27 protein-coding genes are annotated in these 23,392 nt (G+C 45.8%); 11 read left to right on the top strand and 16 right to left on the bottom strand.

Features of this window, described 5'->3' with window-relative positions:
• Window positions 1-64: 64 nt before the first annotated feature.
• A complete protein-coding gene (locus tag ACLGGO_RS15005) occupies window positions 65-457 on the bottom strand; it encodes a RidA family protein (protein ID WP_446335138.1) in 393 nt (130 codons plus the stop codon).
• A gap of 174 nt (window positions 458-631) precedes the next feature.
• Here ACLGGO_RS15005 and ACLGGO_RS15000 point away from each other — a divergent pair, with 174 nt between their 5' ends.
• Entirely contained in the window at window positions 632-2,320 is a 1,689-nt protein-coding gene (locus ACLGGO_RS15000) for an ABC transporter permease (RefSeq protein ID WP_446419894.1), read from the top strand.
• A gap of 17 nt (window positions 2,321-2,337) precedes the next feature.
• Here the strand turns inward: ACLGGO_RS15000 and ACLGGO_RS14995 are convergent, their stop codons facing one another.
• Entirely contained in the window at window positions 2,338-2,616 is a 279-nt protein-coding gene (locus ACLGGO_RS14995) for a hypothetical protein (protein ID WP_446419893.1), read from the bottom strand.
• 350 nt (window positions 2,617-2,966) lie between these two features.
• Between ACLGGO_RS14995 and ACLGGO_RS14990 the strand changes: the two genes are divergently transcribed.
• The 8 genes from ACLGGO_RS14990 to pirA all read left to right on the top strand — a co-directional run bounded on the left by ACLGGO_RS14990 (window position 2,967) and on the right by pirA (window position 6,307).
• Window positions 2,967-3,314, top strand: a complete 348-nt coding sequence (locus tag ACLGGO_RS14990; RefSeq protein WP_446334986.1) for a rubredoxin — start codon at window positions 2,967-2,969, stop codon at window positions 3,312-3,314.
• 62 nt (window positions 3,315-3,376) lie between these two features.
• Window positions 3,377-4,387 (top strand): photosynthesis system II assembly factor Ycf48, encoded by a 1,011-nt coding sequence (locus ACLGGO_RS14985; protein ID WP_446334987.1) that lies wholly within the window; start codon window positions 3,377-3,379, stop codon window positions 4,385-4,387.
• Between the two features lie 117 nt (window positions 4,388-4,504).
• Complete coding sequence (gene psbE / locus ACLGGO_RS14980) at window positions 4,505-4,753, top strand: cytochrome b559 subunit alpha (RefSeq protein WP_446334988.1); 249 nt, start codon at window positions 4,505-4,507, stop codon at window positions 4,751-4,753.
• A 30-nt stretch (window positions 4,754-4,783) separates the two neighbouring features.
• Window positions 4,784-4,915, top strand: a complete 132-nt coding sequence (gene psbF, locus ACLGGO_RS14975) for a cytochrome b559 subunit beta (protein WP_446334989.1) — start codon at window positions 4,784-4,786, stop codon at window positions 4,913-4,915.
• A 12-nt stretch (window positions 4,916-4,927) separates the two neighbouring features.
• Window positions 4,928-5,050, top strand: coding sequence for a photosystem II reaction center protein L (locus ACLGGO_RS14970; RefSeq protein ID WP_006106150.1), 123 nt, complete (start codon window positions 4,928-4,930; stop codon window positions 5,048-5,050).
• Between the two features lie 43 nt (window positions 5,051-5,093).
• Entirely contained in the window at window positions 5,094-5,213 is a 120-nt protein-coding gene (locus ACLGGO_RS14965) for a photosystem II reaction center protein J (protein ID WP_446419892.1), read from the top strand.
• A 404-nt stretch (window positions 5,214-5,617) separates the two neighbouring features.
• Window positions 5,618-5,818: a DUF4278 domain-containing protein gene (locus ACLGGO_RS14960; protein WP_446334992.1), complete on the top strand. Its 201-nt coding sequence runs from the start codon at window positions 5,618-5,620 to the stop codon at window positions 5,816-5,818.
• A gap of 72 nt (window positions 5,819-5,890) precedes the next feature.
• Entirely contained in the window at window positions 5,891-6,307 is a 417-nt protein-coding gene (gene pirA / locus ACLGGO_RS14955) for an arginine synthesis PII-interacting regulator PirA (RefSeq protein ID WP_446334993.1), read from the top strand.
• Window positions 6,308-6,479: 172 nt separating this feature from the next.
• Here the strand turns inward: pirA and ACLGGO_RS14950 are convergent, their stop codons facing one another.
• The 8 genes from ACLGGO_RS14950 to ACLGGO_RS14915 form a co-directional block, all read right to left on the bottom strand.
• Window positions 6,480-6,998 (bottom strand): hypothetical protein, encoded by a 519-nt coding sequence (locus ACLGGO_RS14950; RefSeq protein WP_446334994.1) that lies wholly within the window; start codon window positions 6,996-6,998, stop codon window positions 6,480-6,482.
• Between the two features lie 142 nt (window positions 6,999-7,140).
• On the bottom strand, window positions 7,141-7,632 hold the full coding sequence (locus tag ACLGGO_RS14945; protein WP_446334995.1) for a hypothetical protein: 492 nt from the start codon (window positions 7,630-7,632) through the stop codon (window positions 7,141-7,143).
• Window positions 7,632-8,162, bottom strand: coding sequence for a hypothetical protein (locus ACLGGO_RS14940; RefSeq protein WP_446334996.1), 531 nt, complete (start codon window positions 8,160-8,162; stop codon window positions 7,632-7,634). The genes ACLGGO_RS14945 and ACLGGO_RS14940 overlap by 1 nt, the downstream gene beginning before the upstream one ends.
• Window positions 8,162-8,683, bottom strand: a complete 522-nt coding sequence (locus ACLGGO_RS14935; RefSeq protein WP_446419891.1) for a hypothetical protein — start codon at window positions 8,681-8,683, stop codon at window positions 8,162-8,164. Before ACLGGO_RS14935 ends, ACLGGO_RS14940 begins: the two co-directional genes overlap by 1 nt.
• A 39-nt stretch (window positions 8,684-8,722) precedes the next feature.
• Window positions 8,723-9,034 carry a hypothetical protein gene (locus ACLGGO_RS14930; protein ID WP_446334998.1) on the bottom strand — a complete coding sequence of 104 codons (312 nt, stop codon included), beginning with the start codon at window positions 9,032-9,034 and terminating at the stop codon, window positions 8,723-8,725.
• A gap of 395 nt (window positions 9,035-9,429) precedes the next feature.
• Window positions 9,430-10,551 (bottom strand): histidinol-phosphate transaminase, encoded by a 1,122-nt coding sequence (locus ACLGGO_RS14925; protein ID WP_446419890.1) that lies wholly within the window; start codon window positions 10,549-10,551, stop codon window positions 9,430-9,432.
• Between the two features lie 47 nt (window positions 10,552-10,598).
• Window positions 10,599-11,429, bottom strand: coding sequence for a metallophosphoesterase (locus ACLGGO_RS14920; protein WP_446419889.1), 831 nt, complete (start codon window positions 11,427-11,429; stop codon window positions 10,599-10,601).
• 89 nt (window positions 11,430-11,518) lie between these two features.
• Window positions 11,519-12,400 carry a DUF928 domain-containing protein gene (locus tag ACLGGO_RS14915; RefSeq protein ID WP_446419888.1) on the bottom strand — a complete coding sequence of 294 codons (882 nt, stop codon included), beginning with the start codon at window positions 12,398-12,400 and terminating at the stop codon, window positions 11,519-11,521.
• Between the two features lie 244 nt (window positions 12,401-12,644).
• On the opposite strand from ACLGGO_RS14915, the gene ACLGGO_RS14910 reads away from it, so the two are divergent.
• The gene (locus tag ACLGGO_RS14910) at window positions 12,645-13,610 is read left to right on the top strand and encodes a glycine betaine ABC transporter substrate-binding protein (RefSeq protein WP_446335002.1); all 966 of its coding nucleotides are present in this window, start codon (window positions 12,645-12,647) and stop codon (window positions 13,608-13,610) included.
• 323 nt (window positions 13,611-13,933) lie between these two features.
• Here the strand turns inward: ACLGGO_RS14910 and ACLGGO_RS14905 are convergent, their stop codons facing one another.
• The 6 genes from ACLGGO_RS14905 to ACLGGO_RS14880 form a co-directional block, all read right to left on the bottom strand.
• Window positions 13,934-16,684: an NACHT domain-containing protein gene (locus ACLGGO_RS14905; protein ID WP_446419887.1), complete on the bottom strand. Its 2,751-nt coding sequence runs from the start codon at window positions 16,682-16,684 to the stop codon at window positions 13,934-13,936.
• A gap of 187 nt (window positions 16,685-16,871) precedes the next feature.
• On the bottom strand, window positions 16,872-17,450 hold the full coding sequence (locus ACLGGO_RS14900; protein WP_446419886.1) for an HMA2 domain-containing protein: 579 nt from the start codon (window positions 17,448-17,450) through the stop codon (window positions 16,872-16,874).
• A gap of 78 nt (window positions 17,451-17,528) precedes the next feature.
• Window positions 17,529-17,819: a DUF5132 domain-containing protein gene (locus ACLGGO_RS14895; RefSeq protein WP_446335005.1), complete on the bottom strand. Its 291-nt coding sequence runs from the start codon at window positions 17,817-17,819 to the stop codon at window positions 17,529-17,531.
• A gap of 87 nt (window positions 17,820-17,906) precedes the next feature.
• Window positions 17,907-18,203, bottom strand: a complete 297-nt coding sequence (locus ACLGGO_RS14890; protein WP_446335006.1) for a DUF5132 domain-containing protein — start codon at window positions 18,201-18,203, stop codon at window positions 17,907-17,909.
• A 371-nt stretch (window positions 18,204-18,574) separates the two neighbouring features.
• Window positions 18,575-20,848 (bottom strand): heavy metal translocating P-type ATPase, encoded by a 2,274-nt coding sequence (locus tag ACLGGO_RS14885; protein ID WP_446419885.1) that lies wholly within the window; start codon window positions 20,846-20,848, stop codon window positions 18,575-18,577.
• A gap of 149 nt (window positions 20,849-20,997) precedes the next feature.
• Window positions 20,998-22,293 (bottom strand): hypothetical protein, encoded by a 1,296-nt coding sequence (locus ACLGGO_RS14880; RefSeq protein ID WP_446419884.1) that lies wholly within the window; start codon window positions 22,291-22,293, stop codon window positions 20,998-21,000.
• Window positions 22,294-23,039: 746 nt separating this feature from the next.
• Here ACLGGO_RS14880 and ACLGGO_RS14875 point away from each other — a divergent pair.
• A partial coding sequence (locus ACLGGO_RS14875) for a calcium-binding protein (RefSeq protein ID WP_446419883.1) occupies window positions 23,040-23,392 on the top strand: 353 nt, incomplete at its 3' end.

The raw sequence follows: 23,392 nt of genomic DNA, 5'->3' as shown, positions 1-23,392 counted from the left end.
GTGTTTACTTTTAATTACTGATACTATTCCGGGAAGGTTATGGAATGCCTCATTTTGGCAATATCTAAGGCGCAACGGCAATACATTCAATTTCAACTAAAACGTCTTTGGGAAGTCGGGAAACTTCGACACAAGCGCGGGCGGGGGCGGATGCTTCGTCAAAATAGCGAGCATAAACTTGATTCATTGCCGCAAAATTATTCATATCAGAAAGAAATACTGTGGTTTTGGCGATATCTTGCATCTGAACACCAGCCGCTTCCAGAATCGCGGCTAAATTTGCCATCGCCTGTTCCGTCTGCTTGGCAATATCGTTTGCTCCAATAATTTCACCGGTTTTGGGGTCAAGGGGAATTTGACCGGCGACAAAAATCAGTTCTCCTCTCGCCGCGATCGCTTGATTATAAGGACCGACGGGTGCAGGGGCGTTGGTTGTGCGGATAATTTTTCGGCTCATGGGTTGATTCGTCATTTGTCATTTGTCATTTGTCATTAAACTCAAAAACGTTGTCCAAACTGGCTTGGTCAATCCTTGTTCCTTTTAGGGCAAGGTTGGTGAATGTTCTTGTAAAGTAGTCTCAGCATAATTTAGCACGTTGGCAATCGCTCTCTCGCTTGTGCCGTATTTAAGATGAACCAATCCACTCAATCTACCTCTACTGTGCCCAAACCGGATCTCGTTCAAGGAAAAAAACGACGTAGGCGCGTCAATCTCTGGGCGCTGATGGTTTTTGCGATCGCGCTTTTGGTGGCTACCCCTGTCTTATTTATATTGAGCAATATTTTTACAGATGCGGGCGAGATTTGGCAGCATCTGGCGCAAACGGTTTTATGGCGCTACATGGCTAATTCGTTCTGGCTGATGATTGGCGTAGGGTGTGGCGTTGGTTTAATTGGTGTGGGAACAGCGTGGTTGGTGACAATGTGCCGTTTCCCCGGATCTCGCCTGTTTGAATGGGCGCTATTATTACCCCTGGCTGCACCTGCTTATGTCTTAGCCTATACCTACACCGACTTTTTGGACTTCTCAGGACCGATTCAAACCGCGTTACGGGATGGGTTTGGCTGGAGTTATGGCGACTACTGGTTTCCCAATATTCGTTCCCTGGGTGGGGCAATTCTCATGCTGACGCTAGTGTTGTATCCTTATGTCTATTTATTGGCACGGGTGGCGTTTTTAGAGCAATCGGTTTGTACATTAGAAGCCAGCCGCAGTCTGGGGTGTGGTCCGTGGCGCAGTTTTTTTACTGTAGCATTGCCCTTAGCCCGTCCCGCGATCGCAGCGGGTGTGGCGTTAGCTTTAATGGAAACGCTGAATGATTTTGGCACGGTGAAGTATTTTGGTGTGGAGACATTCACCACAGGTATTTATCGGACGTGGTTTGGTTTGGGGGAACGAGTCGCCGCCGCCCAATTAGCCGCATTTCTGCTGTTATTTATTTTGGCATTAATTTGCGTCGAGCGATGGTCACGGCGTCAGGCACGATATTATCAAAACACGACCAGTTATCGCCAACTGCCCAGTTATCGGTTAGGAGGTATACGCGGAATTGGTGCGGCGTTGGCGTGTTTTGTGCCATTGAGTCTGGGGTTTTTGCTTCCGGCTGGACTCTTGCTGGAGATGACGCTGAAAAATACCACGACGACGCTAGATGGTGAGTTTTGGGTCTATGCCCGTCATAGTTTTATTCTGGCAGTCGTTACCGCCGTTTTAGGGGTTGCGATCGCAGTCATTATGGCTTATGGATTACGGTTGCAATCCACCTTAGTGATGCACTTAGCGACTCGGATTGCGGCGATGGGCTATGCTGTACCCGGTTCAGTGATTGCCGTAGGGATTCTGATTCCCCTTGGCAGACTGGATAATGCCATTGATGCGGGAATGCGGGCGATAGTTGGCATATCCACAGGCTTACTATTCAGTGGCACGATTACGGCTTTAGTTTATGCCTATTTGGTGCGCTTCCTTGCCGTATCTTTCAATAGTGTGGAAGCCAGTTTAAGTAAAATTAAGCCCAGTTTAGATGATGCTGCCCGTTCCTTGGGTTACACTCCAACGAGTACCTTAGTCAAAGTCCATACACCGATGATGTGGGGTGGATTACTGACGGCGGGGATGCTGCTGTTCGTGGATGTGATGAAGGAATTATCAGCTACCTTAATTATTCGACCCTTTAATTTTGACACCCTTGCCGTGCGCGTCTACAATCTGGCATCGGATGAGCGGTTAGTGGAGGCGGCGGCGCCTGCATTAGCGATCGTCGTTGTTGGCATAATTCCAGTTATCTTATTAAGTTGGCGAATTGCGCGATCTAGATAAAGGGGATTCGTCATTTCTCATTCGTCCTTTGTTGATTGTTCATGGTTCATTGTTGATGGTTCATTGGTAATCATCTCCCCCAGCTTCCTCTGCTCCCTCTGCTCCCCCAGCTCCCTCTGCTTCCCCAGCTCCCTCTGCTCCCTCTGCTCCCTCTGCTCCCCCAGATTCCTCTGCTCCCTCTGCTCCCCCATCTCCCCTCTTCCCTGATGCGGAATGTCGGTTATTATGATAAATTTTTTAACATACGTTCTCAGGAAATCATATAGACCCCTGAGTAAGCAACCCCGGTCTCGCATACACGGAGCTTTAGCCAAATAAGTTAAAGCTGTGTTTACCAGCCTAAGTGCTAAGCGCACTACGTTATCGGCAAGTGTTAAAGACCTACCAGCGGATGCGATAGCCAGTTTGCTGCTCTAGAACCGAAAAGTTAAACAGTTTTAAGGTCACTGAAACAGTGCTTTTTGGACAGTTACCGACCGATAACCTTGGCGAGGCTAACTTTACCCCAGAAATGGGTGAAAACCGGAGGGGCAACCATACCCCTCCACCCCGAAAGGGGTATGCTTCTTAAACCGCTACCGCGTGTTCCTCCCTGGTCTAAAGACACAGGGTTTCCCACAACGAAGGATTTTTATGAAAGCCAGCGATGATCGAACCAGCTAACGAGCAAACCTTGGCAGAACAAGCGCCAAGTAGTTACGAGTGCCGCTCTTGCGGCTACGTTTACGAGCCAAATAAGGGAGATAGTAACCAAAATATTGTCGCCGGGACAACCTTTGAGGAGCTACCCAGCGACTGGCGCTGTCCGGTTTGTGGCGCCAAAAAGCCCCAATTTCAGGATATTGGTGCCAGTGGTACCCCATCTGGGTTTAAGGAGAACCTCACCTATGGCTTTGGGGTGAACCTTTTGACCCCAGGTCAAAAGAATATCTTGATTTTTGGTGCCTTAATGCTAGGCTTTATCTTCTTTATAAGTTTATACGGACTGCGCTGAACCGAGGAGGCAATCCCTTACACACCAATGTCTCAGTTACGCCAAAAGACAGCATGTTGCCAATGAGCGATTTAATGAAAACTTTGAAACGAATTGTAATAGTCTTCGCGATCGCCTGCTTGTGTATTAGTTGTAAGTATGCCGAACCCTTGAGCTATAACCCTTGGGAAGTGGTTTCCTTACCCACTCAGGAAACGCTACGGGATATCGGGTTTACCGATAACCCCAGTCATGGATGGCTCGTTGGCAGCAATTCCACACTCCTGGAAACCACCGATGGTGGCGAAACCTGGCAGGAGAAAGTCCTTGATGTTGGGGATGAGAATAAATATCGTTTCACATCCGTAAGCTTTGCAGGTGACGAAGGCTGGATTGTGGGTGAACCCTCCATTATGCTGCATACTACTGATGGTGGTGTTTCCTGGTCACGCATACCCTTAAGTGAAAAGTTACCCGGAGACCCCAACACAATTTTGGCAGTCGGTCCCAAATCAGCGGAGATGACAACCACAATTGGGGCAATTTACCAAACCCAAGATGGGGGTAAAACCTGGAAAGCCCAGGTAGAAGAAGCGGTGGGTGTACTTCGTAATATTGCCCGTTCCAACGATGGCAAATATGTCGCGGTTTCTGCTAGAGGGAACTTTTACTCAACCTGGGAACCCGGTCAAAGTGCCTGGGAACAGCATGAACGCAGCAGTTCTAAGCGTCTGCAAAATATGGGATTCACTCAAGATGGGCGTCTGTGGGGACTAGCACGAGGAGGAATGCTACAGTTTAGTGGTAGCGAAGATTTAGAGGCTTGGGAAGAGCCAATTTATCCCGAATTTTCCACCAGTTGGGGATTACTGGATTTAGCTTACCGAACTCCCGATGAAGTGTGGCTAGCGGGGGGTAGTGGGAATTTGCTTTGTAGTTTTGACGGGGGCAAAACCTGGCTCAAAGATCGCGAAGTTGAAAATGTACCATCCAACTTGTACAAAGTTGTCTTTATCACGCCAGAACAGGGATTTGTTATTGGTCAAGCGGGTGTTTTGCTCAAGTATGAACCCCCAGCCAAAACAACGGCTTGATCGTTCATAATCAGTTGGCTGTATCTCGGCTTGATCATGGCTGTAAAGCCCGCTCGATGCTTTAAAATAGTAGGGTCGAGTGAATCTATAACTGTTACTGGGAAGGAGGAATCATTCATGTCAGGAACTACTGGTGAGCGTCCATTCGGCGATATTGTTACCAGCATTCGTTACTGGGTCATTCACAGCATCACGATTCCGGCTCTGTTTGTTGCCGGTTGGCTATTTGTTAGCACAGGTCTAGCTTATGATGTGTTTGGCACACCCCGTCCGAACGAATATTTTACGCAACCACAGCAGGAAATTCCGATTGTGAGCGATCGCTACGATGCGAAAAAGCAAATTGATCAATTTACCAAAAAGTAACGTAACGTTTGGAGATTTCTGTAAAAAATCATGACTAATACTCCCAATCAACCCATTTCCTATCCAATTTTTACCGTTAGATGGTTAGCTGTTCATACGCTAGCGGTTCCCACCGTCTTTTTCCTCGGCGCGATCGCTGCCATGCAATTTGTTCAACGATAGGAGATAAAATCCATGCCAGAGCGTTCTCCCAATCCGAATAACCAGCCAGTTGAACTAAACCGGACCTCTCTGTTTCTGGGTCTGTTGTTGGTTTTTGTCTTGGGTATTCTCTTTTCCAGTTATTTCTTCAATTAACTCAACTCATTCATTCGTTAGCTTGAACTAGGAGGTATTAGCCGTGTCTGGAAGTGGAAGAATTCCGTTGTGGGTTGTCGCCACAATTGCTGGAACAGGTGTTCTGGTTGTTGTTGGTCTTTTCTTCTATGGCGCCTACGCAGGCGTTGGTTCTGGGATGTAGCATTGACTGCTGTCCTCATTGAACTGAAAATTTATCTGAGCATTGACACCGCCAGTTTTGTGGAGACTGGCGGTATTTTACGCGTATTAATACTTATAATAATTTACCCGTCTCCCTCATTGGTGATTGAGGAAGAGGCAATGGGTGATGGGGACAATCTTCCCCATTTCCCCGTCATCAGTGCTGGAACTCCTAGGAAACTGCCGTCGTTGTGTGATACTTTCCTGACAATTGACAGTTTAAACCAAAAACTGTAATAATATATACAGAAATAATTTGATAAACCCATCTCAATCTCAGGGATCTATCCCAAGTTAGATGCCGTTTCAGCCAAGTTAGAACAGGAAACCCATTTCCCCCAAGCCAACATTCGCTAGTGGTGGAAATCAATCGGAGGAGTCCTAATGAAACTTCATTATCGAGGTGTTAACTACGATTCAGAGCCATCAATGGTAGACGTAAGCGAAGGTGAGACTGGTGGCACATACCGAGGTCACAGTTGGAAAATTCACAAGCCGAAGCTGCATCAGAGACGCCCAGGGTCAGTGGGACGCCAAGGGTCAATGGAATTAACCTATCGGGGTGTCACCTATCGGCGCGGCTAAAACGCTTAGAGTCTAGACATCACTCAATCAATTGAAATCATTTTTTTAAAAGACTTAAGGGAGACAAGGCAAATGAAACGTTGTTATCGGGGTGTTCATTACAATGACACACCATCCACATTAGAGGTAAGCGAAGGTGAGATTGGTGGAACCTATCGGGGTCAAAAGTGGCAGCTTCACTATCTTAGACATATCCCCGAACCCCTACCCACCCATGATTTGAAGTGGCGAGGCGTTGGATATCAGACCGATAAACCCAGTGTCGTTAAGTCTACCCCGGTCAAGTCATCCATGACGATGGTCGGAACTCGTTCTTGGTTTCTTAATAATTCGCGCCAAAAAGCCTTCCCGCAAACCAGCATTACTCACCTGGAAAATATTTGTCAGTCTTTAGAACATCGCTTAGACGTCGCGAGGGCAAAAGGAGATCAAGACTTAGTGCGCCAGCTTGAGAAAGAATCTGAGCAAATCGCCTGTCCTTTGAGATAAGAATTTCGTAGAGACGTTCCGCCGGAACGTCTCTATCACAGTTGGTTTGTCCTCAGCTATGTGTTTACTGCTATAGCTGTCGGCATATAAGGTTAGGACAGGTTTAATGACCCAAACAACAACCTACCAGTAATAAACCTTATGCCCTGGAGCCTTTTGCTATATATCAAGCTCAGGGTTGACTTAGTGAATCGTCACTACGGAGCTTAAATTTTATTTCATGGAGAGTTGAAGAATCAACAGAACCCGGTTGTGGAAACATTAAAACAGACTGATCTCCGAGTTTGCCAGTCGCTAGCTTGAGGGTGATGTCAGCGTCTACCACTCTCAAATTTTTTATGCCACGGAAGGCTTGGAACGTTCGGTCAAGCAGAGCGGAACCTTCCTCTGGAGTCAGGGGTTGTAGTGGAGTTTCTTTTACCTGTGCAGACAAACGTTGAACTTGAGATTGAAGCTGAGTATTAAGTTCTTTTAACTGAGCAACTTGAGGCTGTAGCTCCTGTATTTGTTCCTGAGCTACCTTTATTTCTGTCTCGGCTTTTTGCTGAGCTTGAACCGCCTCTTGGGTTTTCTGTTTGAGTAGATTAATCTCTTTCTCAAGAGCTTCGATGGTTTCACTGGATAGCCGATTCTCTTTGATTAACCCTTCGATTTGCTGTTGAGCCTCCTTGATCGTTAGTGCTTCAACCATACTTTTGTACTACTCTCAATTTATGTTAATATACTGTTCAATGGAAGAATGGGGGTACAAACTCTAAGTAGGAACAAAACACCAAAGCTTATAATTGTACCCCCATTCTGGGGATTTGTACATTGCTCAACTGAGCTAATGACTATTCACTATCGGAAATCTGGATACTGCGAAGGGTTTGACCTCTGGGTTCCTTCACATCTACAATCCACCGTCGTGCCGCACCGACGTAGGTGGGTTCGACTTGCAGTTCGCCAAAGACGTCCTGCAAGCGAGTTATATCGGGACGAGAAAGAACCTGCTCGCGAATGTCTGACGGTTTCCGCACGGGTGGACGGATTTCCTCATTAGGGACTGCCACCAAGCGAGCGCGTAACCCAGATAGAACACCAGGATTAAGATCCGCTAGTCTTGCCTCTCCCGCACTCACAGGTCGAATATTAACTCCAGAACTGTCTTCGTCGAAGACCATTTTTAAGTCAATCTCCGTCTCGCTGATGGCGATACCTGTTTGTAACCCTTCAAAACCAACAGGATGCTCCAGTACCTCAGCATTGATCTGAGCTTGAGCTTGGATCATCGACTTGCCAAACTCACTAAGAAAGGCATCAATACGCATCTTATCGTTCGCCATCAGACACCCCCTCCCTCGCGTTGATCTTCCACGGTGATTATCGGTTGTAAACGAGCGGGTACGGGTACTGGCACTAATTTAGCCGTCAATTTTGTGTGTACGCTAACGTCCCGATTCAAACGTCGTTCTGTTCTTAGGGATTGAGTCGCCGCAAACAGAGACTTGCGTTTGTTGGTATTGCCAGATTGAGTGACATTCTCCACCACTTTCAGATCCATGGCTATCTCTGCTGTTGCTTCAGAAAAGGCAAGGAACGTCGGCAATATGCCCAAATCGAGTAAGCTCACCCTGACAGGTTCAGCTTGTTGAAATTCTACCGTCCCATCTTCTCGGATAATCTGCCGAATACTGGGGACAATATCAACTTGAGTTTGTGCTAACTCCTGAACAACTTGGGCGGATGATAGATCAAGCCTCGCCTGTCCTTCGGCAATTGCTTCTGCAAGTTGAGTAAGGACTTCCGCTAATGACGCACCCGCCAGTTCCTGAATTGGCTCATTTGGATCTTTGGGTGTGAGATCGAATGCCATTATGCACCTCCATCAGGACGATTATCTACCACTGTCAATATAGGTGCAATCCGTTCGGGTGGGGGGACGGGAGCGAGGCGAGTAAACAAGCGACTTGTCCCCTGCACTTCCTTGCCAAATTTGCGGTTATGAGAGACATCAACTCTTACCGATGAACTCCATAAGGCAAAGCCAACTTTTGCCTTGGCGGATACGTTAACATTAGTCTGCCGACTGGTTGTCGTTTTAATGTCCATTGAAACCTCAATAGTGGCTTCAGAAAACTGGTAAAATGTCGGCAATAGACCAATTTGTAAAAGTGAGACATCGATAGGAGGTGATTGGGTAAAGCTGACTGTGCCATCCTCAGCAATAATCTGACTAACACCGAGCACAACCGGAACTTCTGTTTCTGCCAGTAACTGTGCCGTGTTAACCGAATTCTCGTCTAAGGCAGCTTGGGCGGTGGCAATACCCATTGCTAGCTTGGCTACCATTTCGGGAAGTGGCACATCGAGAAGTTCTTGTCCAACGCTGGGCATGATTTATTCCTCTTCTAAAACTAGAATGTTAGTTTGACCTTAGTTAGAAGATGAACCCTGCGAGTTTTCTAAAGGCTGTGAAAAGGCGGTAAAACGCTGAGGATCTAAGGTGATACCTCCAACGAAAGCAATTTCACGAAGCTTGCGTAATTCCATAGCCTGATGGAACATAAGTTGGGCAATTACCCATACTCTGCCATCAATTAAAATTTGCCCTCCCTGGGAGGAGATGAGAGCGGGAAGATTGACTTGGGGATAAGCCGATTTGACCAAAAATGTTTGGTTTTGATTCGACTGGGGAATCTGTAGGTTAATCTTAGCCCCAAAACTGTTGGCTACTTTGTCAATCATTTGTGTATCCTCACTCTCACTCTGCTGTTAGTCTGAAAAAATCACACTTGCAGTCAAGCTCCCAAAGCTTTTCAACCTCAGGATAGGATGGGTGAGAATAGCCTTAGCTGCATCGATCATTTGCATCAAGTGATACTTTGCACAGGCATATATGGCTGATTTAAAGCAAGTTAATAATCTTGAGTCAACCCAAGACTCTTAGATTATTAAAAAGCTTGGCTGATCATTGTGCAGAATATAAATTTTGTAAGATGATTTAGCTGAGCTGTATTCCCTTTGTCTTGATGGAGTCAGTATAGTTCATTATTCAAAGGAATGTCAATCAAGTATTAATACCCAAATCTTTTCGAGCAGTATTAATACTTATCCAATCGCCTAAAGAATAAAAAACTAAGTCAATGGAGCAGAACTGTTTGCAATCGCTTTAAGGTACGCTGATTCTCTTGTTGAGAACCCACAGTAATTCGTAATCCGCCACCTGTATTCCGGATTACTGTACCTTGGGCTTTCATCTGTTGAACTATCTGACTTAAGCTATTTTGTTCCAGTTGGCGAGGGCGAATATAAATAAAATTGGCAGAACTTGACCAAACCTGTAACGCGGGATACTCTGATAATGCTGCTAATAATTTATCGCGTTCGGCAATAATTTGGGGAATCGCGGCTAAGAGTTGATCGCGGTGAGTCAGGGCGATAAGGGCGGCGGCTTGGGAAAAGCTGGGTAAATTATAAGGTAAGCGCATTTTTTCTAATGCGGCAATTAATTCTGGGTGGGCGATGCAGTATCCTACCCGATGGGCGGCTAAGCGAAAGGCTTTGGAAAAGGTTCGCATAATTGCCCAGTTGGGATGCTGCGCTAATTCCTTAACGACAGAGGTTTGGCTAAATTCAAAGTATGCCTCATCAATCACCACCAAAATATGATCAGGTAAACTTCGCAACCATTTGAGTTCAGCCAGTGTGAGAGAATTGCCTGTGGGGGAGTTGGGGTGAACAACGAAAACTACACGGATAGGGGGATGTTCTGATTGGGCGATCGCGCGTTGGGCTTCGGCTAGGTTAATCTCAAAGTTATCCGAACAACGCCCAACTGTAACCACAGGAATACCCAAGGTTTGCGCCAGAATCCCGTACATGGAGAATGTGGGATTGGCGACGAGAATTGAACCTTCTCCCCGTAAACAAGTGGTAATTAATAGAGAACGAATCAGTTCATCCGAACCATTACCCACTGAGATTTGGCTAGAGGTTACGGGTGTTTCTAGATCAGCCGATTCAGTCACATAATGCGCGATCGCATCTTTTAGGGCTTGATGAGAACCATCGGGATAGCGGTTCGCCTCAATCTCGTGTTGATACGTCCATGCTAGCTTTTCTTTTAACTCAACGGGCAAATCATCAGGACTTTCATTCGCATCCACGCGATCGCACGATAGGATTGGCTTACCCGAATCTCCCCCTGGATTAGGAGTGTAAGCCGTAAATTGAGCCAAATCTGACCGGATGAACCCCAACATATTAGTTACCTGTTTCTATTGATACTGGTTTCCCTGTTCCCTCTTGCCTATTCCCTCTCTAAAGTAATAATGGTAACTTCTGGCGGACAAAATAGACGTCCGGGTGCATAAGTTCCTAACCCACGATTCACATACAGGCGATTTGCACCAACCTGATGGATTCCTTGTCCCCATTCCCAATGATCGACCACTCGATAACATTCTCTCAGAAAGGGAATCCACTTGTGCAGGGGTCGAGGAATAAGTAGTCGCAGGATGGGTAGCAATAACGCCGCAGGTCCAAATCCAGGAATCACCACTTGACCTCCGTGGGTATGACCTGATAACTGTAAATCGATGCGCCATTTCTGCAAGGGTTCAGCCGTGTCCGGGTTATGAGATAAGACAATACGGGGTATTTGAGGATCGATTTGGTTCATCACCGGGGCGGGATTGAATTCACGCGACCAAAAATCCGCTAATCCTACCAAGGCTAATCCTTTGCCTAAAGGATAGACAATTTCATTCCATAAAACGCGCACGCCAATCTGGGTTAGCGCCTCGGTAACTGTGGTTTTGGCTTGGTGGTGATAAATGTCGTGGTTTCCTAGTACCGCATAGATTCCCGCACGACTTTCCAAGTATTTTAATCGCCGTACCAGTTGATGAATCGGTTCTGGCTGATAGGTGATGTAGTCTCCAGTTAACACAACTAAATCCGGTTCAGCCTGATTACTCACCTCAATCGCCTCAGCCAGCATCGCTTCCGACAGGCGAAAACCATCATAATGTAAATCACTAAGCTGTACCAGTTTAGTTCCTTGTAATGACGGCGGCAAATTCGCGATCGCAACCGTTATCCGCTCAACCTTTAATCGTCCTGAAAATACCCAAGCCATAGTATTAATTTTAATAAATCTGGCAAGAATGATTCCAGATTAGCTTAGCGCTTCATTGGATTCATTCCCTGTGATCCCCTATACTCAGGTTACTCTGTAGATTCCGAAAACTGATCCGCTATTAAGGCTGAATGACATTGCGCTAAAGGTTTTCTAGCAATGTCGGATAATCCAACTTGCTGCAATAAGTATTGCCAATTTGATGCTACAGTAGAATTTTCCGGCTCCGCACAACGCAACTGGACTAGACTTTCGAGGGTTTCATACCAAATCCCATGATTGGCATATATAGCAGGCTTCGCCTTAGGTGCAGCCCTGTCTAATTCCTGATTAATGGGGGAATTTGGCGTGACTCGTTGTATCCACCCGGCGACATAGGTGCTGTCACTGCGGTCATACTGATCAAAAATAATACTGAAATACCAGAAATAGGGTTTGCCCACCTCTAAGGGAGGTAAATCTGGATCATTGGCTAGATCAACGGCAATAATGCTATCACTGGCTTGTAGCGAAATTTCCTTTTCATAAATAATAGTTTTTAAGGTTTGATCATAGAAACTAAACTCGGCTTTAACATTCTTTACACTTACATCTGGAATATAAAAATACAAGGTGGGATATTCAGCGATAGTTGTGCCAAATGTGGATTGAGGGATTAACGCCATTAACGGAATCGGCGGGCGATATCCTTGACAACGAGTTGCAGCATAGTTTTCCATCCGATTTCCTGGCGTAATGTCGAGTTGATTCAAAACTCCCTTATCCGGAATCTTTAACGTAATTTCTTCTTTGGTATAGCCACACTTTACCAAATCTTCATTTTTAGTTTCTCTATTAAAATTTGTGACAAGTGAAGACTCGGCTTGAGCTGGCTGTGAAATACTTAAGCAGACTAGGCTTATCCAGGAGATTAAAGAAGCTGCCATCCAATTTTTAGGACAAATCATAGTATTCGCGATCGCGTTCAGCATGACTATAAATTCAGTATAGCTTTTTCAATTCTTTCTCATTTCTCATTTATCATCAGGACTGTACATAAACAAGATGCTCAGGAGAGATTGTCACTCTCAGTTTTGGATCAGTAGCCGCTTAGTCGGGAACTGATCTGTTCTACCATTGTGTCAATGTGTTGAAATAGATAGTTGTAGGTAATAAGTTGAGGAAGTTATCTCCATTTCTTGATACCATACAAGAATGTTGAGACTTGGTAGATTTATGCCCCGAGTGCGTCAAACTGTTACTCTGATTGGACTTGCCCTGTTGACGATGGTATTCGCGATCGCTTGTCAGGGGGGTGGGAGTGCGATTAAGGTAGGATCGAAAGATTTTACTGAGCAATTTATATTAGGGGAAATGTATGCGCTGGTACTTGAAAATCAAGGGTTTGAAGTTGAACGCAAGTTAAACTTGGGCGGAACACCCGTGGCGCAAGCGGGTTTGGAAAGTGGTCAAATTGATTTATATCCAGAGTATACGGGGACGGCTTTATTAACGGTGTTAAAGCGTCCTGTCAGTAGTGATTCGCAGCAGGTTTATCAAACGGTGGCGGATAGTTATCAAGAGAAATATAATCTGGTTTGGCTAGAACCTGCACCGATGAATAATACGCAAGCCTTGGTGATGATGCCGGAGGCGGCTAAAGACTATAATATTAAAACAATTTCTGATCTGGTTGATCAGGCAAGTCAATTAACGTTGATTGGTCCACCGGAATTTGAGTTACGTGAGGATGGATTACCGGGGTTAAAACAAGTGTATGGGGATTTTCAACTTAAAAAATTTATTCCGACTGATCCGGGGTTAAGATATCAAGCCTTAACCGAAGGACAAGCTGATGTAGTGGTGGGGTTTAGTACCGATGGTGAAATTAGTGCATTGAATTTAGTTGTATTAGAGGATGATCAAAACTTTTTCCCTCCCTATCAAGTTGCGCCAGTGGTGCGTCAAGAAACACTGGAGAAGTATCCCGGAATCCGAGAGGCGCTGAATAAGTTAGCGCCAAAGTTAACGAATGAAACGATGCAACGATTGAATTATGAGGTGAGTGGTAAGAAGCGCGAACCGGCTGAGGTGGCTAAAGAGTTTCTCATGCAAGAGGGATTTTTAGACGAAGTAGCCGCCGAGGTGCATCAAGTCGTGCGGAAGTGGGTGGTTAAACAACTTAATCAGGTTATATCTTAGCTGGCGATTGGAAATCGCAGCTACACAAACAAAGTCCGCCTGCGCGGACTAAATTAATCGCACTATCGTAAACCTAATCTGTAGGGGCGGGCGCGAGCTCCCAAAGCCTTGGCGATTGGAAATCGCAGCTACACAAACAAAGTCCGCCTACGCGGACTAAATTAATCGCACTATCGTAAACCTAATCTGTAGGGGCGGGTTTAGGGACTAACATATCAAAACATAACCGATAACGGGGTTGCAAAACTCGCCCTTTCACAGCCTGCGATCGCGTCTTCCCTGTCTGTTGTCTTAACATTAGGATGGCTCAGCATTTGAGCGGCTCATGAATTGGGCGCGTCTGGTGGTGGATTGGGTGGGGAAAGCGATAGCTGTTGCTTTAACCCTTCTGGCACAGTGATTGCTGTTTCTAATCCTCGCACATTTTTCCATTGAGTATATTCATCCCAGAAAATACGATTTAGATTTGCACTGTTTAAGTATATGTCACTGAGATTTGCCCCGCCCAGATAGGCATCGGTGAGGTTTGCAAGGCAGAGATTTGCGCCACTGAGGTTTGCCCCACTCAGATAGGCGTCGGTGAGGTTTGCAAGGCTAAGATTTAGGCTACTGAGGTTTGCTCCACTCAGGTAAGCGCCACTGAGATTGACGTTGCTAAGAAATGGGTTAACTGTATTTGAAAAGGTGTCAACTTTAACGCTATTGCTATAACTAATAATGCGAAGCAATCGAGTTGGCTCAAAACTGTCACTATCTGGCTGACCACAAGGATTAAAGCTAATCTTACCCTTCAGTTCATCCCTGATCACAGAATAATCCTTCAATTCTAAAAGCAGAATCATCATATTTAGCCCAGCATAGATATCCACCTCTCGCAATCCCATCAAACTACCATGCTTTCGCAATTGCAGCATCGTTTTCTGAGGCAGATTACTCGTGGGTTCTGCATTAATAAACTCCCCATTACACCAATCGAGGTAAAACTCTTCCAAACGCTGGAATAATTGTACAAATTCTTCGTTACTGACATTAAACAACGCCATCACATACTCGACTATTTCCCATGTCAGCCCCCCGTAACCCAGTAAGTCGTACACTTCCTCAGCTAACTGATCCTGGCTAACTAGAAAACCCCCACGTTTGCGGCGCGGTTCAACCCACTCTTTCAAGCTTTCAACTAACCGCTGGGCGCATAAAAATTCAGCAAAACTTTTATGGACAAATTCCACCGCTCCTTCTGTGGCTTCAGAAGCAGAAGCGGGTCGTAAATAAAACGCTGCTAGGGCATTTCTCAACGGATTATCACCAATGCGTTCTCGTGCCTTTTCTAACAATTTTCTGGCTTGATCATCTCCCTTGAGACGTTCCTCAATCATACCAATTGAAGTCCACTCTCCACCCGATTGAGTGACGCATAACCCCGCTTCTGTGAGAATGCGCCGCAAGCCTTCTGTTTCCTGTTCAGTAAGTTCCAGATTCAGTTCTTGAGAACGCTGCTGAGTCAGTACCCAATCTAAAGCTTTTTGATAAATCAACACTTTGGCATCAGCGCGGCTGGTTCCCTCAAACAGTTCCAAGGATATTTCACCATCCCGATGCATCGCAGCTAAAAGGTAAAGTAATAGCGGTTCTCGCGCCAATTCCTTTACCTGTTCCGGGCAGTTTTGAGCCTGTAAAAACTCCCCAAATGCGTTAGCTTTATCCTCACCCACTAAATTTGACCATTTCCCCAACCACTTCTGCTGGAGTTTGTCATTCATTAGGGCAATTTCTACCCGTTCTAAATTGCGAGGTAGAAATCGTTCAATTCCATGTAATGCTAATTCTCTACCCGTGACTAAAAACCGATGTCCCAGTTGTGAAGTTTGCTGACAATTGCTTTGAAAATTTCCCACCTGTTTGAGAAACTTTTCAATCCCGCCTGTGGTTCTCCCCTCCATTCGCAATTCATCAAACCCATCCAGCACGAATAAAAATCGGGTATTGCGGTCAGTTAACCAGCCGTCATCACTCTTAACAAAATCTGCCTTAACCGCAGCGCGGAGGGTATTTTCGATATTGTTTTCAAAGGCGTCAATATCCCAGAGTCGAATCAGAATCGGTGTCCAGATGGGATGAAGATGTTCTCGCACCCAATTGGCAAACATCCGACAAAAGACACTTTTTCCTCGTCCGGGTCCAGCTTGAATGAACAAGACTTGACCGTTTTTATCCGGCTTCGTAAGCTGTTCTTTTGCCCACTGTTCTAAATTAACTGGGTCTGCTTTTTTATCAACTTTGCCATTTTTATCGACTAAATGGGCTTCCAGTGGCACATAGATATCCGGAAGCGTGAACGTTTCACCCAATACCTTCCACTGAGTTTGTAACAAAGGATTACTGGTATGAGGAGATATTTGTTCCGTTAAATAGGATTCAATGCTGCCATATTTCTGGGTAGCTTGGGTTTCCCGTGCGGCGGTGCGGGTTAATTGTAGAGGTTGGGTGATCGTCTCTGATTCGTAGGAGAGTAGCTGATCAATTATCGGATAGATTCCCCAGGCTACCCATCCGGTTACAATGGGAATACTGTACTGATTTAATCCCGCTTGTTTTAAGTAATCGGATAATTGTTGATTTAACGCCTGTCCTAACCGGGATTCAGGAAAATAAGTTAAAGCATCTTCAATTAGTTTTTGGTCGAGTTGAAGTTCTCCAAGCTGTTCAAGTTGCGACTTAGCCGCCTGATCCGATATCCCAGAACCGATTTTTTGCTGTAGCCAATCATTCTCACGCACCAACTTATCGAAGCTTTCCAGATAGGCTAAAGGAAACGCGATCGCAGCCCACTCTTCTAAGCTTGTCTTTCCCTTATCACGATACAGGTTCACCCCTTTGCGAGTGAGTCCCACAAATGATAACCCAGCCGCTACCGCCGCCACAGGTGCGGCTGGCGTTGCAAATAAACCTAGCGCGATCGCTAATTCTAACCCAGCTTTGGAAACCTCTGCGCCAGCCTCGGCAATTTCTCCCGGTTTCCCTAATTCCCGGATATCGGTGTTGAGAAGCTGCCAAACCTGCTTAATTTTGTTCACCGTTTATCAGGCATTAAACTCTCCCTTACACGATAACCTGAATGCACCGTTTCAACCACGTTCGTAAGAAAAAGAGACGTTCCACCGGAACGTCTCTACTACATTCTGATGTATCCTAACTGATGCCAGCGACTATATGGCTACATAGGGCTAAAGCCCTTACTACAAACTACAAACTAAAGAGCAACTATTCCTGTGGTTCGCTGGTATAATGCAGCTTAATAAAACTATCAAAGGAATACCAGGCTAAAACATACCAAGGAATCGCTTCTATCATCAATCCCTTAACGATTAATTGTCTTATCGCTAAAACACTAAGTCCCAGCGGAATCAAAAACCTTATATCAATTATCCCATCGGTTGCCCGTCTCACGCGACGGTTGAGATGAGTGACAGCGTAAGTTACGCTAGCCGCCGCATCAGATTGACCCTTAGCTGAATTTCGCGGTTGTTCAGGAATCGGGCTAAACGTGACCCCTAAATCCTGCAAAATCGCCCAAACTCCCTCAAAATTAATGTGATCTTGGGCGTAAAAAATAGTAATACTGCCACTGTGGATATTAGCTCGTACCCGATAAATCTCTAGACGTTCATTCAACAACTTAATCAGCGGTTCAATGTCCTGAGATTGGCGATACTCTGGAGCCACCCGCAATCGCACTCGCCCTGGGGTTTGACTGATAAGTTCTACATAAATAGGTGAACTACCTATTTCTGGCGTCGTTTCCCTTAATTTTGGCATTTTGGAATTATTGGTTATCAGCATAATTAATTCTCAATTATAAATTGTGCCTCGCGAATTGTAGAGACGTTGCATGCAACGTCTCTACAGGGTTAATAGAAATTAACCGATTTCACTATTCGGCGCGGGTTCCAATTCAGCTTGGCTTTTTTGTTCTGCCAATTCTGCCTTAGCTTCCGCCACAATGTCTTCAAAAACCTCACCCGTTTCTGACATCATCCCTTTACTTTTTTCGTAAAGGACAATTCCACCTTTGACCATCGCCTTGGCAACGGGTTTACCCACCTTGGCAACAGCCGGAATCAGCAACGGCGCAGCAACAACGGCACCAATACCAGCCACAACACCGGGAACACCCAGATCTTCAAACAGATCAGTTATTTTAAAAGCCATACTCTACCTCCTTAATTCAAAAAACTTTTCCGGAACTGTTATTCTAGCAACCGCTCCAGGGAAACGTATGATGCTAGGGATACAAGGTTAGTTTGTTTCCGGATGATTGGACACTTGAACAATGCTATTCCCGTTTTGTTCTGTCGCCAGTTCTGCCTTACTCTGTGCCACTAAATCGCCCAAAGCTTCGCCAGCTTCTGCCATGACAATTTTGCTCTTTTCATAGAACACAATGCCACCTTTAATCGCGGCTTTGGCAACGGGTTTGCCTGCTTTCGCCAACGCCGGACCAAAAATCGGTGCAAGAACCACGGCACCAATACCGATGAGGACACCGGGAATACCAATGTCTTCGACTAAATCTTCGAGATCGAATAAACTCATAAAACACCTCCAAACGTAGATTGAAAACTTTTAGGTTGAGGGAGCTGGGGAGTCATCAGTTATCAGTGAGCAGTTATCAGTTATCAGTGAGCAGTTATCAGTTATCAGTTATCAGTTATCAGTGAGCAGTTATCAGTTATCAGTGAGCAGTTATCAGTTATCAGTGAGCAGTTATCAGGAGCTGGGGGAGCTGGGGGAGCAGGGGAATCTGGTTGTAGGGGCGGGTTTTACCGATAACGTTCTGTCGTGTCTCTAACTTAACTAAACCCGCCCTTCTACGGAATCAGGGGAGATGGGGGCGGGTTTAGTCACATCCGGGTGACAATATCAGATAATAGTGAAACCCGCCCCTACAGTCGGAAAAACTCTAATTAGTCCCTAGTAACTTCAACATCAATCGTGGCTTTATCTCCTTTGAGTGCAGGGCGTAATCCGTTGACCCCAGCAATGACACTAGAGCCATTGTTAATTAATGTTGCCGTCATTGGGTTTAATCCCACCGTAGCCGCGATCGCTAAACCGGATAAATTAGGTACAGCGACAATATTGGTATTCTGGCGGATAATCTGTTTAGCATTGCGTGCGATCGCAATAGCTTCCACTAAACCCCGCAAATTATTCTGCATCAGCACCACATCAGCGGTTTCACGGGCAATATCTGAACCATCCCGGAAGGATACCGATACATCAGCATAGGCTAACGCCGCTGAATCATTCAGTCCATCGCCAACAAACGCCACTGTTTTCCCAGCTTCATGTAACTGTTGTACCACTTCCGCTTTGCGTTGGGGGAAGGCTTCAGCGTGGGTATGACTGGGAGGAATATTCAATTGAGCCGCTACCACCGCCGCCCGTTGACAATTATCCCCGGTTAGTATATGAATTTCTGCCCCAATCTCATCTCGCAACATGGCAATCACTTCGGCACTTTCTGGGCGCAAGGGATCGGTATATTGCAATATACCCAGCAATCTGCCATTACTTGCCACATAAATTGTCGGATATCCAGTTGTCTTCACCTCAGGATGGGCGGTATAGAATGACTCTAAGTCAATTCCCTCTTTCACCAAGAAGCGTTCGCTCCCGACTAAAACCGTCTGTCCTTCAATTTGCGCCTGAATCCCTAAACCGACTTGGTAATCCCACTCACCACGCTGGGGTACAATCACCTCCTGATAATTGGCGTAACGCATCACCGCTTCCGCAACGGGGTGGGTAATCCGTTGTTCTGCTGCTGCTGCAAGTCGCAGCACCTCCAATTCAGAAATAGCAGGATCAGCGGTTGTAATCCCAATTATTGCCACATCGCCTTGTGTCAATGTCCCCGTCTTATCAAAAACGATCGCGTCAACTCGCGCCAATTGTTCTAACGCCCGCCCACTCCGCAATAGAATCCCCTGACGTGCTGCACTTAACATCGCCGCCATCACCGTTGTGGGTACTGATACCCGAATCCCCGTAGCAAAATCAATGGTTAAAATCGACGCCGCCCTCGCTGCATTCCGAGTCAGAGCAAAAATAACCCCACCTAATAATAATGTGGGTACTACCATGCGATCGGCAATTTTCGCCGCATAGTTTTCTACACGAGTATCATGAACAGGTGCATCTTGTAGTAACTTTAATGTCCGCCCTGCCAAAGTATCCGCACCGATGCGTTCAGCTAAAATATAAAGTTGTCCTTCCCGTACCAACGTAGACGCATAAACGCTATCGCCCTCACTTCGCACCACCGGCATAGCTTCACCCGTGAGTCTTTGCTCATCAATCAGGGCTTTGCCTTGAAGAATCTGCCCATCGACGGGAATCTGATTCCCCGGATAAACAATTACCGTATCCTCTGGCTGTACCTGTTCAATCGGAATTTGTTGTTTTTCGCCATTGCGTTCCACCCAAACAAACTGCGCCAAGGAACTGAGTAAGTCTAAGGTTTGATTGTGAGACGAACGCGCTGTACGTTCTCGAATTGCCTCACCCAGTTCAATTAGCCCTAACATACTACAGGAGGTGAGGAAGTGACGCTGAGCGGTAATAATTGTAATCGCGGCTAGATCAAGAAAATCCACATTGAGGCGGCGTTCCTGAGTAATACTTTCCAGCGCCCGTCGAGCGACTGGGATTGTGGCTAGTGCGATTGTACCACCCAAAATTAAAGGATGGAAGGATAACCCCAATGGACCACTAACTAGAGAAATTAGTGTGGCTAACGTCGGTAATTTTAATCTAGACCAATCTCCGGGTTTTGCAGAGTTTTCTGGCTGAGTCGATGTAATATTTCCTGGAATCGTTAGCGCCGCATTGGTAGCAAGCTGAATCACTTTCCCTAAACGGGAGCGCATCTGGCTATCAGGTTCACCGGGAAGATACCGAATCACCACCGATGCAGCGGCTGGTTTTAACCGCACAGACGTTACCTGGGGTTCTGCGGCTAAAAGCCTTTGCAGCCGTTGAGCATAGTTAGAATCATGAGCAATGCGGGGAATCCGAAACCGCACTCGTCCGGGTGTTGAGTGAACCACTCGATAGGTTACCTGAAACTGCCGTGTTTTTGGCTTCGTCCGCTCTACAACAGTTGGAGGTTTAGGTTCCACAGGGGCTATCTGTTTCTGGGAAACATTGCCAGATTTCAAAACCACTTGCTTCATTATCACCACCCTCTTTTTTTTGTCGATACAATTTATTTTGGCGAGCAATAAAGGGAGTTAACACTCTCCCTAGGATGAAAATTGCAACTCAAACTTTCGGTTGAGCAATATGTCTTGTGAAACCTACCCTTTTTGGCTCAAAACCCGGATCAAACGCCTACGATTGGCGTTTTTGCCATCAATTTGAGCAGGGTTAAAAGCGCGGCTGACTTAAGTTCCAACCAAGGACTCACGGAAGTTGCGATCGCGGGCTGAGAATCTGGCGTTAGTTCTGGCTTATCAGCAACAGAATCATCAGTGCTCGGTGGTAGTAAATCCTGATCAACAGAACTCTCTCTACATCCCTCGCTCCTGTGATCCTCTTCCTCTACCTGCACAGGAGGAGCTAAACTTGTCTCCGGTGGCGGCAAATCCGGCTCTGCTGCAATTTCCTCAGATCCTTCCTCTGGTTCATCTGGAAGGGCGGGTTTAGTCAAGTTATCTTTTGTCTCCTGAATGTTATCGGTAAAACCCGCCCCTACCACCGGGTTCCCAGACGTGCCTGGAGGCGTACCATGGCACGTCTCTACATCCCTGGAATCAGGATTAGCGGCGATTTGAATCAGACTAATGAAATGTAACCCAGCTTCAGCTTCGGAAACCTCGATTGGGTTGTATGTCATCACCACAGATGCGACGGTGCTGTTGCAGCGCATCTGGGTAATCCAGTCATCTTTTTTAACTAACAATTCCAATCGCCGCAGATAAGCTGGATCTTCGGCAACTTTAGGGACACGAAAACGCATCCGTCCAGGAACCGCGTGAACCAGGCTATAGACAACCGTTGAATTGGTATTGAGTGCGACTATTGGATGCTTGTCATTGAGTTCATAAGGTGTTGCATTGGTAATATCATGCCCATCTAAATCGGCATTATTTCCTTCTGCCTTCTGCCTTGTGTCCTCTACTTTTTCTTTTGTCTCTTTTTCTTCTGTCTTCCCTTCTGCCAAATTCAAGTTCTGCATTATCTGACGGACGACATTGGCTGTCAGTAGATAAACTGCAATTGACCGCCATCCTTGAAGTCCCAGTTGCCTTGTGGTCAATAGTCCAATTAATAAGGGAATGAACGATTGAAGCTGAGTTCCCGCTTTTTTCCAAGCCTCTGAGTCTAAGGGTTCCTGACTCGGTGGCTGTTTAATTTCGGCAATTCCTAAATCCCGCAGGATCTCAAAGAGTTGAGCTAGAGATAACTGATTCGTATCAAAGGTAATGAGTAAACTTCCGATTTGCTCATTGGTTCGTATCTCTCGCACGCCGTCCCGCTTTCGCAGGTGGGGTGTAACGGATCTCAATACGGTTCCCGGCTCCTCTCCTAAGACTCGGAGTCTTAGACGACCCGGAACAACATGTAAAATTTCGACCTCCCGCTCTGGGCGAGGTGAAACCACACCAACCATTGGCATTGACCCTCGTAACAGTAGTGTGGAGTTTCTCTGGTTAAGAACAGGTTAACCTCCATATCTAAGCATACACCCTATCTATAATTTTTTATCTGAAAAAAAGATTATGAATTTTCGAGAATCTCTTAACCTAACCTTATAGTTTATGTATAGAGGAATACATCTATCGGATGATCCCTTGAGATTTTGGCAGATAGAAGCTTAGCTGATTCGCCATACTGCTCAGATAAGCTCTAGTTGAATGTTTTCTGGAGGTTCAAACCTCTCTACAAGCTCCCCCTATTTCCCTTAACCAAACAGTATTGGGCTGATGCGTAAGTTGAGTATTCACTCATTCTTTGTATTCTGGGATACGTTATCTATCTAACTGTTCCCCGTTCCCTACCCTCACCACCACACTGATTCAGCCAGCCCGACTTAAGATGAACTGGATAGTACAGCAGCATTTAGGCGTCAAGACATTGCTGGCATTGGGATGCCCATAAGTTAGGTGGTGTCTTGACCAAAACTTCATAAAGTTCTGATAATTTCTTTATGAAAACTTTACAAAAAGCAAGACAAAAGTTTATAAAATAAAGTTGAATTAAATTTTACTCTGTCTAAAAAATATCTTATTCATATTGTTTTTAGAAAGAGGGTTAACGCGATTTAATTTCCGCAAGAATTAATAGGTCAGTGGGATGTTGCCTTATTAGCCAAGATATCCAAGAGGTAACCCAATATCAAACAATCATATTTGGAGCAAGTCGATGAATTACATTTTTGGCACAGTTGGTGATGATTGGCTAGAAGGCACATCCAGTGATGATGTCATTTATGGAGGTGAAGGAACCAATAGGATTATAGCGAGAGATGGCGATAACCTGATTTATGGCGGTTCGGCTGCTGATTGGATTACGGCTGGAGATGGCAATGACACGATTTATGCCAATGAAGGGGAAAATATAATTGATGCTGGAGGTGGCAATAATCAAATTTACGGCGGTTCGGCTGCTGATTGGATTACGGCTGGAGATGGCAATGATACGATTTATGCCAATGAAGGGGAAAATATAATTGATGCTGGAGGCGGCGATAACCTGATTTATGGCGGTTCGGCTGC

It is taken from the genome of Coleofasciculus sp. (assembly GCF_046565525.1).
Classification (GTDB): domain Bacteria; phylum Cyanobacteriota; class Cyanobacteriia; order Cyanobacteriales; family Coleofasciculaceae; genus Coleofasciculus.
Note: the sequence above shows the minus strand (reverse complement) of the source record. Positions and strands in the feature narration are given on the sequence as shown.